This is a genomic window from Chryseobacterium sp. IT-36CA2, from assembly GCF_949767875.1.
GTDB lineage: Bacteria > Bacteroidota > Bacteroidia > Flavobacteriales > Weeksellaceae > Chryseobacterium.
In genome coordinates, this window is record NZ_CATKPG010000021.1 from 152,018 (window position 1) to 167,055 (window position 15,038).

At 34.0% G+C, this 15,038-nt stretch carries 7 protein-coding genes; 5 read left to right on the forward strand and 2 right to left on the reverse strand.

Going from position 1 to position 15,038, the window contains the following annotated elements; all coding sequences use genetic code 11:
- Positions 1–13: 13 nt before the first annotated feature.
- A complete protein-coding gene (locus tag ACM6F9_RS12250; protein ID WP_414845972.1) occupies positions 14–4,375 on the reverse strand; it encodes a CusA/CzcA family heavy metal efflux RND transporter in 4,362 nt (1,453 codons plus the stop codon).
- 144 nt (positions 4,376–4,519) lie between these two features.
- On the reverse strand, positions 4,520–4,843 hold the full coding sequence (locus ACM6F9_RS12255) for a DUF6660 family protein (RefSeq protein WP_414845973.1): 324 nt from the start codon (positions 4,841–4,843) through the stop codon (positions 4,520–4,522).
- Between the two features lie 358 nt (positions 4,844–5,201).
- On the opposite strand from ACM6F9_RS12255, the gene ACM6F9_RS12260 reads away from it, so the two are divergent.
- The 5 genes from ACM6F9_RS12260 to ACM6F9_RS12280 all read left to right on the forward strand — a co-directional run bounded on the left by ACM6F9_RS12260 (position 5,202) and on the right by ACM6F9_RS12280 (position 14,856).
- Positions 5,202–6,245: a hypothetical protein gene (locus ACM6F9_RS12260; RefSeq protein WP_414845974.1), complete on the forward strand. Its 1,044-nt coding sequence runs from the start codon at positions 5,202–5,204 to the stop codon at positions 6,243–6,245.
- Positions 6,246–6,251: 6 nt separating this feature from the next.
- A complete protein-coding gene (locus ACM6F9_RS12265; RefSeq protein ID WP_414845975.1) occupies positions 6,252–6,716 on the forward strand; it encodes a hypothetical protein in 465 nt (154 codons plus the stop codon).
- Between the two features lie 5 nt (positions 6,717–6,721).
- The gene (locus ACM6F9_RS12270; RefSeq protein ID WP_414845976.1) at positions 6,722–13,627 is read left to right on the forward strand and encodes an RHS repeat-associated core domain-containing protein; all 6,906 of its coding nucleotides are present in this window, start codon (positions 6,722–6,724) and stop codon (positions 13,625–13,627) included.
- A gap of 3 nt (positions 13,628–13,630) precedes the next feature.
- Positions 13,631–14,104, forward strand: coding sequence for a hypothetical protein (locus ACM6F9_RS12275; RefSeq protein WP_414845977.1), 474 nt, complete (start codon positions 13,631–13,633; stop codon positions 14,102–14,104).
- A 218-nt stretch (positions 14,105–14,322) separates the two neighbouring features.
- Positions 14,323–14,856, forward strand: coding sequence for a hypothetical protein (locus ACM6F9_RS12280; RefSeq protein WP_414845978.1), 534 nt, complete (start codon positions 14,323–14,325; stop codon positions 14,854–14,856).
- The last annotated feature ends 182 nt before the right edge of the window (positions 14,857–15,038 follow it).

The following is a 15,038-nucleotide window of genomic DNA, read 5'->3' on the forward strand; positions in this document are numbered from 1 at the left end:
CAGCGATTTCATATTATTTGTTTATAATTGAATTAATAGTAACTACAGATTGATTCACCTGCTGGATAGATTCCAGGTATTTTAACTGGATATTCGTGGCAGTCTGCAGGGCAAAAAGATATTCCACATATGAAATCTCTCCTGTTTTATATCCTAGCTGAGCTGCATTTACAATTTTCTCTGCATTAGGCAGTGCCTGACTTGTATAGTAATCGTATTGCTGTAAATCCTGCTGATACTGACTAAAAGCATTGTCCAACTGGGCTGAAAGCTGTTTCTTCTGCATTTTCGCATTGGTTTCAGCGACTTGTTTTTCATATTCTAATGCCTGAATTCTCGCTTTTGTGGCACCAAATGTCAATGGAATAGAAACCCCTACTGTTGCCGACTGAAAACGTTTTCCTGAGTTATAAAAATTTTCCTGTCCGTTGATGGTATGAAGTCCTATTAAAGACTGATTGGTATATCCTAAGCTGAAATCCGGTAATCCAAGTGATTTTTCAACCTTTTTATTTTTCTCAGCAATTTCCATTTCCTGGTAAAAAGCTTTTACAGTAGGATTGTTGGCAACTACAGCACTATCGAGTACATTTTCTGCCTTTAAAGGCGCATAATCTTTATTAAATGGAACTTCGAGATCTTCTGACGTGTTCATCAAAGTCTTTAAATTCTTATAAGCATTATTCAGAAAGACTTCATTTTGTCTGAGCAGCAGATTAATTTCTCCTTTTTGAGTTTCCGCGGTACTGATTTCTATTTTCTTGATATCACCCGCTTTAAATCTTACGGTTGCAATTCTGATAAATTCTTCATAATATTTGTCCAGACTAGTGAGCTGAGCTTTGTTATACTGAAGATATTCAATCTGATAATAGTAAGTACGCACCTGCTTTATCAGCTCATTGGCTGTAATTTCCTTATCAATCTGTTTGCTTTTAATATTCTCATTGATTAAGTCTTTTCTTGCTTTAAACAACGTTGGAAAGGGAATACTTTGTGAAATAGCAAACGACTGGTCAAATTTTGGACTGTTGTATTGTCCAAGCTGAGCTTCAAAGCTTAATTTCGGAAGCTCTTTCGCAGTTGCTCTTAATGCTTCAGCAGATTTAATACTTAAATCTTTAGACTGCAGGGTTAAATTATTGTTCACTGCCTGCTCTACCGCCTGTTCTACCGAAATCGGTTTTGACTGTGCTTTAAAAGTCTGTCCAAGCATCATCAATCCTAAAACAAGAACGGCAGTAAACATTCCTGTATTATTATTTTTTCTTTTCAAAATCTTTGTGTTAAAAATGATATACAGCATTGGCAAAACAAATAGTGTAAGGAATGTAGCCGTTACCAGACCACCAATCACAACTGTTGCAAGAGGTTTCTGTACTTCTGCCCCTGCTCCGGTGGAAATAGCCATTGGTAAAAATCCTAATGAAGCTACTGTGGCAGTCATTAATACAGGTCTTAATCTGGTTTTTGTTCCTTCAAATACTCTTTTCAGAATATCCGTTTCACCATCTTTTTCTAATTGGTTGAATGTGCCTATCAAAACAATTCCGTTAAGAACCGCTACTCCGAAAAGGGCAATAAATCCGATCCCGGCACTGATACTGAAAGGCATATCTCTTACTAAAAGTGCAAATACCCCACCGATAGCACTCATAGGAATCGCTGTGAAAATCAGTGCAGCCTGTTTGAATGAGCGGAAGGTGAAATACAACAGCATAAAAATCAGAAGTAGCGATACCGGAACAGCAATCATCAGACGTTTGCTGGCTTCCTGAAGGTTTTCAAACTGTCCTCCATAGGTAAAGTAGTATCCGGAAGGAAGTTTCACTTTATCCAATTTTGCCTGAATATCTTTTACCACGCTTTCCACATCACGTCCTTTTACGTTGAAACCAATAACAATTCTTCGTTTTCCCTGCTCGCGGCTGATCTGTGCCGGTCCCAGTTTGTAGCTTATATTAGCGACCTGTGACAATGGAATCTGCGCTCCGGTAACTGAAGTAATCATCAGGTTGTTCACATCTGAAATATCTGTTCTGTGAAGACTGTCTAAACGGACTACCAGATCAAAACGTCTTTCATTTTCAAAAACCTGTCCGGCTGCCTTTCCTGCAAAGGCTGTACTTACGGCATTGTTGACATCTTCGATATTCAATCCATAATTGGCAATTCTCGTTCTGTCATACTGAACGTTAATCTGTGGAAGGCCACTCACTCTTTCAATCTGTGGTGCTGTCGCTCCATCTACTGTCTGAATAATTTTTCCAACCTTATCTGCATATATTGCAAGAGAATCAAGGTTTTCTCCGAAAATCTTTACGGCAACATCCTGTCTGATTCCTGTCATCAACTCATTAAAACGCATCTGAATAGGCTGGTTTTTCTCAAAGAACACTCCAGGAATTGTTTCCAGTTTTTCACTGATCTCATCAGCGAGTTCGTTGTAGGATTTCTTGGTTTTCCATTCACTTTGTGGTTTCAATACTACAATCATATCGGTTGCTTCGGGAGGCATAGGATCTGTAGGAACCTCAGCAGAACCGGTTTTCCCGACGACCATTTTCACCTCATCAAACTGTTTGATAATCCTTGATGCCTGCATGGAGGTTTCTATACTCTGACTGAGTGAACTTCCTTGTGGTAAAATACAATGGAATGCAAAGTCTCCCTCCTGTAATTGCGGAATAAACTCACCACCCATATTTTTAAAAATAAAAGCGGAGATCAGAAAAACAACAGCTGTTGCTGAAACAATGATATATTTTACTTTGATCGCTTTTTGTAATAATGGCTGATACACCTTTTGCAGACTGTTCATCATTTTATCAGAGAAGGTTTCTTTGTGTGATACTTTCTTAGATAAGAACAATGCGCTCATCATGGGAATATAGGTCAGTGACAGAATCAATGCTCCCAGAATGGCGAATCCTACTGTTTTTGCCATTGGCGTAAACATTTTTCCTTCTACTCCTGCCAGAGTAAGAATCGGAATGTATACGATAAGGATGATAATTTCTCCGAAGGCAGCACTACTTCTGATCTTTGATGCAGAAAGAAATACTTCCTGATCCATTTCAGACTGTGTCAATGCCCGTGTAGATTTCCTTACCCCTAAATGATGCAGGGTAGCTTCCACAATAATTACGGCACCATCTACAATCAATCCGAAGTCTATGGCTCCAAGGCTCATCAGATTGGCACTTACTCCGAAAACATTCATCATTCCCAGTGCAAAAAGTAAGGAAAGCGGAATGGCTGAAGCTACGATAAGTCCCGCTCTCAGGTTTCCTAAGAAAACAACGAGAACGAAAATTACAATTAATGCTCCTTCGATGAGGTTTTTCTGTACGGTATTGATGGCTCTGTCTACAAGATCTGTTCTGTCCAGAAACGGCTCTATAATGACATCATTAGGAAGAGATTTCTGAATGGTCGGAATTTTTGCTTTGATATTATTAACAACTTCATTACTGTTAGCACCTTTCAACATCATTACGACTCCACCTACGGCATCTACTTTTCCGTCATAGGTTAATGCTCCGTAGCGAACGGCACTTCCTAAACGAACATCAGCAACGTCTTTTATAAAAATTGGAACACTTCCGGTTTCATTTTTAACCGCAATATTTTTGATATCTTCCAAAGAGGTAACTAAACCAATTCCACGGATAAAATAAGCATTGGGCTTTTTATCAATATAAGCTCCTCCTGTATTCTGATTGTTTTTTTCAAGGGCTGTAAATATTTCGGTGATGCTTGTTCCCATTGCTTTTAAACGGTTGGGATCAATAGCTACTTCATATTGTTTTAACTCGCCTCCAAAACTGTTGATCTCTGCAACTCCCGGTGTTCCATTTAGTTGTCTTCGCACGATCCAGTCCTGCATGGTACGGAGTTCTTTGGCATTGTATTTCTTTTCGCTTCCTTTTTTAGGGTGAAGAATATACTGATACACTTCACCAAGACCTGTACTTACGGGAGCAAGCTCGGGAGTTCCTACTCCTTTGGGAATTTCTTCCACAGCATTTTTCAACTGTTCATTAATGAGCTGTCTCGCAAAGTAAACGTCTACATTTTCTTTGAACACTACTGTAATTACAGAAAGTCCGAATCTTGAAATACTTCTTGTTTCCTGAATATCGGGAACATTGGCAATACTCTGTTCAATAGGAAAGGTAACCAGCTGCTCTACTTCCTGCCCCGCCAGTGTAGGGCATACGGTAATAATCTGTACCTGGTTGTTGGTAATATCCGGCACAGCATCTATAGGCAATCTGGTAACACTCCACGTTCCCCAGATGATCAGTACCAGAGTCATCAAACCAATGATCACCTTATTTTTGATACTAAATTTTATGATTTTATCTAACACGATTGATATTTAATTTTATTGAAAAGTGAATGCATACAGTAAAATACTGCAGCAAAAATATCCTGAAAACCCTTGCAATGGTATTGCAAAGTTTCAAGCACGGTTAAGTATTAGAAAGCATGGCTTTCTAAAAGTCAATAAAAATTAAATTTTAGGAGGCTGCCAGATAGGATCGTAAATCTGGTAAGCAAAGTCGTTTTTGTGGAATAAGATCTTCTTTGAAAAGTAAGCAGGAATCTGCTCAGGAATTTCTAATAAAGGATCCATTTTAAATGCTGAAACCGTTATCTGACAACAGCTGCATGCACACAGTGGAGAACAGACATCTCCTTTTTCTGTAGAATGAACACCATGAATACTCAATGTAATCTTATTATTCCCTGAATTCAGAGGATGAGACGTGTCTTCACATGGCATCAATGAGAGTGCCATGAAATAAATCGCCAGTATCCATCTTAAGAGGTTCATTGTTACAAAGGTAGAGATTTTTTCTAAAATGAGTGAAAGCTTACATATAACTTCCCGATATAAAAGGATAATTTTTGACAGCAACTTATATTAATATAATAAATTCCATAAAAAAAGCATCATATAAACAATCGAGTACAATAAAAATAAAATTTCAATTAAAAACACACATAAATAACTATTAATTATTAAAAAATATTAATATTAAATAAAAAAACCAAAAAATAAGACTTATTTTTCTTAAATTCGCAAAAATAAAACCAATCGATACATTGATTGGTTTTATGTAATAAAATTCTCATTAAACACGACGACATTTGTCGTATTTCGATTATAGTTTTACAAAAAAAATTAAATTATGAAAACACAATTACTTTCGATTGCATTATTAATATCATCATTCACATTCGCACAAAGCTGGAACATCACAGGAAATTCAGGAACTAATGCATCCAATAATTTTATTGGGACTACAGACAATCAACCTTTCGTTTTAAAATCTAACAATATCGAAGGGCTTCAGATTAAACCTAATGGAAATATTGGAATAAATTTCGATTCTCCGCAATCAAGATTGACGATCTATGAAGGAGGCGGTATTGGATCTAATCATTTTGAATTAAGAACCAACCACTTAAGAAATTCCGAGCGATATTTTATGAAAAATATTATTTTCGGAACAGGTGCAGAAGATGTTACCTTTTCTTTAAGACAAGATGGACAGATGTATGTGAATGGAAAAGTTGGAATAAAAACTACTACTCCTAACGCAACATTAGATATTGAGAACAGATTTTTAATATCAGAAGTTACACCTGTGTCAGGAGCAGCAATCAGATCTTATGATACATACTGGGCCAGAGGATTTGGATTTGTGGATACCTCTGTTTCGAGTAACTTAGGACAATTCGGAGCAGTAGGTCCCAAAGACAATATAGATTATTTTTACATAGGAAAGGATTATACTAATAATATCATTAGCTTTTATCCTGCAGATAAAAAAAGTATTTTTTACGGGAATATAGCCGCATATGGGAAGCTAGAAGCTAAAGAAGTAAAAGTAACTTCAACACCAACTGCCGATTTTGTCTTTGATGAAAAGTATGATTTACCAACATTAGAATATGTTGAAAAGCATATAAAAGAAAAAAAGCACCTTCCTGAAATTGCTTCTGCAAAAGCTATGGAGAAAGAAGGAGTAAATGTGGGTGAATTTCAGATTAAACTTCTACAGAAGATTGAAGAGCTTACTTTATATTCTATTGAACAGAATAAGAAACTAACATCGCAAGCTGAGCAGCTTCAAGAGCTTCAGAGTGAAAACAAAGTTTTAAAAGCTCAGTCTGAAAGAATTGAAAAACTGGAGCAGCAACTTCAACACTTATTATCACCAAAAAAATAACCACAAATGAAAAAAAAATTACTCTCACTATCATCATTGATGATAGGATTCTTCGGCTTTTCCCAAACCGAAGTTTATTTCAAATATGATGAGGCCGGAAACCAAAGATACAGAGGAATCGATACTGCTGGCAAAAAGGCTGAAGAAATTAAAAAAGATACAAAAGTAGCCGCTATTGCCAAACAGGCTCCCAGTATTGATGAAAAAACATTCTTAAAACAAATACGCTTATACCCCGTCCCCGTTAATGATTATCTTACCATAGACTGGACAGAGGAAGTAGACAACCTTATAGAATCCGTTTCATTGTATCAGCACAGTACCATTCACTGGAAATTTCAACAGCAAAATATTCCCGACTTAAACCGTCAACTTAAAATTAATATGACAGGTTATGACTGGGGAGTGTATGTTGTTCGCTTTACACTAAAAGATGGCAGAACTTTCAGTAAAAACATCACCAAACGATAATTGCCATGAAACATTACGATAAGAAAATGAAACTATTTTCAGCATTCATACTGTCTCTATGGTCAGTATTAAGCTTTTCACAGACTATATTATATCAGGCAGAAACTACCAGCCGGACTGTTCAGGATCCACAGACCGTGGTCATGGCTCAGGGATTTCATGCCAAAGCTGATATTTCGAATCCATTTGTAGCTAAGATCGGTCCAGCTACTGATAATCCAGGCGGAGGACCAACAGATTCCAATGCAGGCGCTAATAATCCTTCAGGAACAACAGCTCCAAATGAGAAAAGTTTTCATGATACCAAGGGAAATATAGAAGTCAATCAAGCGGGACAATTACAATTTACGCTACCTATATCTCTCCCACCTGGAGTAAAAGCTATAGCACCTCAAACCAATCTTATTTATACAAGTGGAACAGGAAACAGTATAGCTGGATATGGCTGGAACTTGTCAGGAATTACATCTATTTCAAGAACTGGAAGAACAATTGAAAAAGACGGAAGACTAACAGGAATTCAATTAGACTTTTCAGACTATTATAGTTTTAATGGGGAAAGATTAATCTTAAAATCAGGAGAATATGGAAAGTCAGGAGCAGAATATACAACAGAGAAATATTCCAATATAAAAATAAAATCAATTGGAACAATTACCAACCAATCCTGGCAAGGACCTGAATATTGGGAAGTTAATTTTGAAGATGGGTCACAAGCCTGGTATGGCGCTATTACATCTGGCAATAGTACAGCAAGAACACCTCTAGAATACAATATTGTAAAATGGAAAGATACGCAAGGAAATTATATTGCTTACAACTATATCCAATCTGACAATGTAGCTATAATCTCACAAATTGAATGGGGAGGAAATGAAACAAACGGGAAGCCACATTTTAATAAACTTCAATTTAATTATAATAACAGAAGTTTAAATGAAACTGCCTATTTTAAAGATAATAAATTCATCCAATCTAAAATCCTTAAAAATATTGAAGTATATACAAACAATAATTTACTAAGAAAATACGAAATAGAATATGAGAACCCGATAATAAATAATAATTCTCAGAGAAGCACTAATTATCAATTTGTAAAAAAAATATGGGAATCCAATGCTAATGGAGAAAAAGCGAATCCAATTGTTTTTTCAACAAAGCCTTTACTAACAAGCGTCAACGAACAAAACTTTATTAGTTTCGATAACATTATTACAACCGGAGATTATAATGGAGATGGCCTGATTGATTTCATTGTAAGGCAACCTGCACAAAATGGCAAACCAGAAGGTTACTATATCTATTTTGACGCAGTGAACAATGGTAACCCTTCTTTTGTTTATCTAGGAACAACCAGCACATTCTGGCCAAGCAGTGATTTTACTACATTCAATATAAAACCTACTGATAACTATATAAAACCCAAGCAAGGGCTTATTATTTCAAAGAAAAATGCAGAATACAACCCTCCTTCCTCTGGAAATATAGAATTGAAATACTATTCAATTAAAAGCGATGCATCAGTACTCAACACATATAATAATCCTCTTGTTTTAGAACATTCAAAAACAATACAGTCTGCAAGTTATATATATGCTGATTCTTTGTACCCGCCAGAGACTGATCCTGACTATCTAGGCGGATTGAATGTTTCCCATCCTATAGATATAAAAGAAGTAGATATTGATTCTGATGGCATGTCTGAGTTAGTGATGTCATTAGAAGATAAGAAATGTAAGTATGTAATCATTGTTCCTGATCCCCCAAAAGGAAGATGGCAATGCAAAACACAAGGGAACAGATATTTGATTGTAGATAACGATGACTTACAAAATAATACGATCCATATCCCACAAATTACAACACCAAAGAATATTTTAGGCAATGGAGGAATTATGGATTTTGATAAAGATGGAAAACAGGATATTTTATTTATTGAGCCAACAGGATCCAATACACAAGTAACCTATCTTACAAAAAATAACACAGCAGGTTTTAATGGAATGCCTCACTATGAATATGGCTCAAAAACCATAAATACACCTTTAAATACTCTTAAACAATATAATCTAACAAAAGAAGGTAATAATTATAATATAAATTTAGCAAAAAGCCACACCGTAAAAGGACTTAGTGAAGGAGTTCAGTTTGCAGACTTGAATGGAGATGGGAATATTGAAGTTCTCCTACCCCTTGCTCTTCGTTTAGATTCGGGTTCAAGTGGAGGATTTAATGGAACTATAGACCCCAATAATCAAGGAAATGACGGATGGTCAATATATTTGAATAAAGGAAACAATCTAGATGAAAGTTTCAGAAGCCTTGTTCCTTATAATCCTAATGGAGTTGAGGAAAGCGGCTCTATAACAAATTATTATAAAAATGGGTTTATTGATATCAATGGAGATGGAAAAACCGATATTATCAAAACATTATCGAAAGTCAACTATGTTCCAAACATGGGTGTATATAAAACATTTTTCTATTTTTCAATATTATCGGAATTTCAGTATAACGAAAATGCAACTGGCTATAAATGGGAAAACGAAAAGCTTTTTGATGCTTTTTCTAAAGAATACGACAGACTTCAGGTAACTCCTATATTTGGAAATTTCAGAATCAACAACAGAGTTAATAAATTAGTCCTTCTTACCGGTAATGTTGACAACCAAAATGATAGAAAAATAATCTACTATAATAACTTCAATCTGCAAAGCGATCAATATATTACTAAAATAGACCAGGGTGATAATTTATATGAAATAACTTATCAGGAACTCGATCCTGTAATCAACCCGAATGTATACGCTCCTGTTAAACAGGAAAAATATCCTTATATGGAGATGGAGAGGTTGTCACAGGTATATGCTGTAACCCAACTAAAAGCATTTGGAAAAAAACAGGATTTCAGATATAGAGGGTATCTAGCACATTTACAAGGAAGAGGGGCAATTGGTTTCCGCCAAACAGCACGTTCTTCATGGTATGCAGATGGAATGGAAAATACCAAAATATGGAATGGAACAGAAATAGATCCACTCAATGAAGGAGTTCCTATCAAGGAGTGGTCAATAAGGACAAATAATGAATCCAATATTTTCCCGGCAGACCTTTCTGAAAACAACACCCAGTTATTGAGTTTCAAATCTACCATATATCAAACCGACAAATTGTTAAACGGGCAGGTTGTTAATTCAATTTCTGATGCTGACAAACCTAATATTGTAATAGCAGTAATCCCTAAAAGCACAAAAATTAAAGACTTTTTAACGAATACTACTACCGAAGGAACTGTTACTTATGGAAACTATTATCTTCCGGTTCAAAGTGAATCGAAAATTAATAATGGATATGGCATAACAACCTCTACTTTTGAATATATAAACAATCCAAATGGTACAGGAGCAGATTATTATATTGGTCGCCCTAAGTCTAAGACAGATATAGTGCAAGCTTATGGTGATACAAAATCAGCCAAAGAAGAATACACCTATGAAAACAATTTGCTAAAAAACCAAAAAACATGGAATAGAGATAATACGGGATGGTTGCAAACCAATTATAATTACGATAGTTTTGGAAATATTATCCAAAAAACAACAATAAATAGTATAGATTCTCAGACACAGACTCAAAGTTCACAATATGACCCACAAGGAAAGTCTGTTATGAAGACAATAGATAACTTAGGTCTAGAAACCAACATCATCTATAATGATCAGGGACAAATTATAAAACAAACTGATCCTTTAGGAAATACTTTGGACAATGTGTATGATAATTGGGGCAAACTACTGAAATCAAAAACTAATTTAGGAGGAACTACAACCTACGAATATGAGAAAAACAGTAATTCTAATATAATTATTACCCAGTATGATCCAGATGGTAATATTTCAAAAAAATATACCAATAAATGGGGACAAGAATACAAAACGAGTACAAAAGCATTCGGACAGGGACAATATCTTTCTAAAGATATTCAGTATGATGCTTTAGGAAGAAAAAAGACAGAAAGTGAGCCCTATTTTGATGGACTAAGTGCTTATCAATGGAATTCTCTCATTTATGATGACTCTGTATTTCCAGCTAAAATTTCTTCTTTATCATTTAACGGAAAGGAAATAGAAACCACTATTTCTGGTTTTACTACAACAGTGAAAGAAACAAATGGAAATGGAAGAACAACCTCTAAAACAACCGATGCTTTAGGCAATACTATATCTACAACTGATAAAGGCGGCACAATTGTATTCTCATACAATGCAGCTGGAGAGCAAATCAAAGCACAATATGCTGAAAATATCGTAACCACAAAATATGATGTTTGGGGAAGAAAAACTGAATTTAATGATCCGTCAAATGGAATTTATAAATATGAATATGATGGATTTGGACAACCAAAAAAGACTACAAGTCCAAAAGGCACTAAGGAATACACTTACAACAATCTAGGGCAACTTATTTCTCAAAAAGAAAAATCAGTAATAGATGGAGGACAAGCAACCGATAAGGCTATATCATATACATATGATAGTAAAGGAAGAATAACTTCAAGATCAGGAACATCTAAAGGGAAATCTTTTAGTTCCAATATATCATATGACCCTCAAGGAAGAGTTCTATCCTCTTCTGAAAGTAGTAATGGTAAATATTTTATACAGAAAGGAATAACTTATGATGATAAAGCAAGGGTTATTTCTTATGAAAAACAGTTATATTCTTCCGGGATTATGACTAAAGTAAATATTGAAAATATTTACAGCAGCTGGAATGGAGACCTGTATCAGGTAAAAGATAAAACTTCAGGAAAAATATTATGGCAACTTAAAGAAACCAATGATAAAGGACAGGTGCTCAGAGCACAATTGGGTGCTTCTGAAATTTATCAAAGTTTCGAGCTTGATGGCTCATTAAGCCAACTAGCTCATTCATCAGCCGTTAAGCAAAATATCTTAAAATTATCCTACAACTTTAATGTTATTAAAAATGAATTAGAGAATAGGACAACCGAAGGAGATCTTCAAATTTCGGAATCATTTGATTATGATACCAACAACAGGCTTGCAAACTGGACCAATCCTGTAACAGGAATAAAACCTAATGACAATCGTAATGTTTATGACACCAAAGGAAGAATTCTAAAAAATGACCAGGTTGGGGATATTAAATTTGATAATGCTTCTAAAATTTATCAGCCTACAGGAATGACCCTAAATGCGTCAGGAGAACAGAATTACAACAACGATCTTATCCAAAGCATAACCTTCAACGAGAACAATGATCCCGTATTCATTGATGGAGAAAAAGGAGATGTTGGCTTCCAATATGGGCTAACATCCATGAGACAAACCGTAACATTTGGAGGAAATTTCAGCACGGACGGAGAAGGTAAGTTCACCAAATTTTACAGTGAAGATGGAAGTTTTGAAATAGTGAAGGACAATATTACCCAACAAGAGAAGCATATTATTTATATTGGTGGCAGTCCTTATGAAAGTAATATCGTATATTTAAAAAACTATACAGAGAGCAGTGGTTCTTATAAATTTTTGCATAAAGATTACCTGGGAAGCATATTGGCCATCAGTGATGAAGCAGGAAATAAACTTGAGCAAAGACATTATGATGCATGGGGTAATTTAACCCATTTACAAATTGGAAACGGCTCAATTATTACAGACAAAAGTATTCTAGATCAATCTTCATTGCTTATTGACAGAGGATATACCGGACATGAACATTTTACTGAAGTTGGAATTACCCATATGAACGGAAGGTTATATGATCCTTTATTAAGAAGATTCTTAAATGCTGATGAAAATATACAGGATCCATATAATACACAGAATTATAATAAATATGGATATGTAATGAATAATCCACTGATGTATAATGATCCTAGTGGAGAATTTGTATGGGCAGCAGGGTTTTTCTTAACTTATGTAGCTCCAGTTATCTGGGGTGCTATTATAGGTACAGCAATTAGTGTCGGTATTTATGCTATTCAGTCTGCTATTAATAATAACTGGACGATGGGAGGATTTGGAAAAGCTATTTTATTAGGATCAGCCACCGGAGCCGTCTCTGGAGGCCTTGGTCAGATTTTCAGTGCCAGTGGTTTCTGGGGAACTGTAGGAAATGCAACATTAGCAGGTGCAGGAAGTGGCGGAATTACGTCTGTGCTTACTGGACAAAATTTCCTTGAAGGAGTCGTTAAAGGAGCCCTGATTGGCGCTAGTGTATCAGGAATTAGTTGGCTGATTTCAAAAACAGTTGCATATTATAGATCTAAAACCCCAGACTCGATAACTTCTACAGAATTAAAAAATGCGGGATATGATCTATCTGACAATAATCTCAATGATTATTACACAACTGATCAGCAAATACAAAATGATTTTAACAGAACAACTGGAGATTATCAAGCTTCTGTAGATAATATTAATACTGAATATAAACTTGCAACCAATAAAAATCTGCCTAAAGGATCAACTCTTTCTGAACCTTGGAAACAAATTATTACTAATGATCCAAGAGATTCGGGATATGTACTAGCATATACAACAAATAGAAATAAAAACTGGTGGGAGTTTATAACTAAAGGAGAAAAATCAACTGTACTAGTTGCACCAAACTTAGGATTTAAAAGTGATGTGCTTAAACAAGCTGTATTTGGACATGAATATATTCATGCTTATCACAGATATATTGGCTTGATGGCAATCTATAAAGGCAAGTATTCAAATTATACAGAATCTTCTGCTTATCATTTTACGATTAACTTATTAAAAGTAAATGGCGAAGATTATAGTAGTTTTTTAAATCAATTTTATAATTATGGAGGTAAGTTTCCTGGTATTTTTAATTGGGTTGATGCCATCAAAAATATCGTAAATTTTAAAAAATAAAATATGAAATATTATATACACTTATCTTTTTTCTTGCTAATTAACTGTCAAGGGAAAGTAAATAACACTAACATTGAAGATATAACTAATATAATATACACTAGTGATAACATTACTTATGATATGACTGGAAATTTTTATGTTCTTGATAAAAGATTTAAAAACCCTGGTAAGCATAATTTAAATGTGAGTAATAATGATCTACATTTAATAAAAAATAAGATTATTGAGGAAGGAATATATAAATTAGATGATTCATTAAAGTTTCTTAAATCTTGCAACACACAAGGCTGTTTATCCAAAATAAATATAAAGTATAAATCAGGAAGAAAACAATATTTCATATTTGATAATTTCAATTATAAGGACAACTTCAATAGCAAGTCCTATAAAAAAATAATCATCATTGAAGAAATAATAGGTAAGATTATTATAAATAACATAAAAGAACCTGAACCAGTAAAAGTAAATTTTTAATGGCAATATAATTGGCAATTTTAGCACTCAAAGCTATCAAGGTCTCCTAACTTTTAACAAATAAAACACTACTATTAAAGGTGTTCTAAAGTCGGGAGACTTTGAAGAGTCGAAAACTTTTTTTTAAATTAAAAAATTTTAGATCAATTTTCGATGAAACCTATAAAAAATTATTACCTGTTTTTAATCGTATAGTGAAAAGAATAATTATATTAACAATGATTACATTAGGAATGTACTCTTGTTCAGATGTGCATAAGAATGAGTGTAAGCTTATCAGCTTAGAAAAAAAACATAATAAGAATCAAGAAAATCCTATTATAGATTTAAGTTACAATATTAATAAAAAAACAATAGAATTATCAGTTTTAAATTTAAGAAAAGATTCTGTTGTTTTTACACTTCCAAAATTAAACTTCGTTTTAATGGAACCTAATAATAAAGCAAGTAATGATAATATTGTAATAAAACCATACACATCGTATGTTTATATTAACAAATCAATTTCATATATAAGAAATAATTCTAATACTAAAGTTATTAGTACTGATTTTACTATGCAAAGAAATGAAAAATATCTTCCCGTCAAAATTGGATTTAAAGAAAAGTTTATAAAAGAACTTTATATAGATTGTAAAAAATCTGATATAGGAAATTATATGATTTATTTCTTAACAAAAAAGGATCCAAAGAATGATAAGGTTATTCAAATCCAATATCCACAAAATGCAATTTTAAGAATAAAAAATTAGTGCTAAATATTTATAATTATTTAGAGATGATAAAATTATAATATAGATATACAAGCAGAAATCTTATATCAAAAAAAGAAAGATTATATAGCAACTTTTATTGGAGGCCATCCGTTATTAATAAATTATATAATAATTTAGACCAAATTACCCGGAGTATAGTTGACAATGCATATAATAAG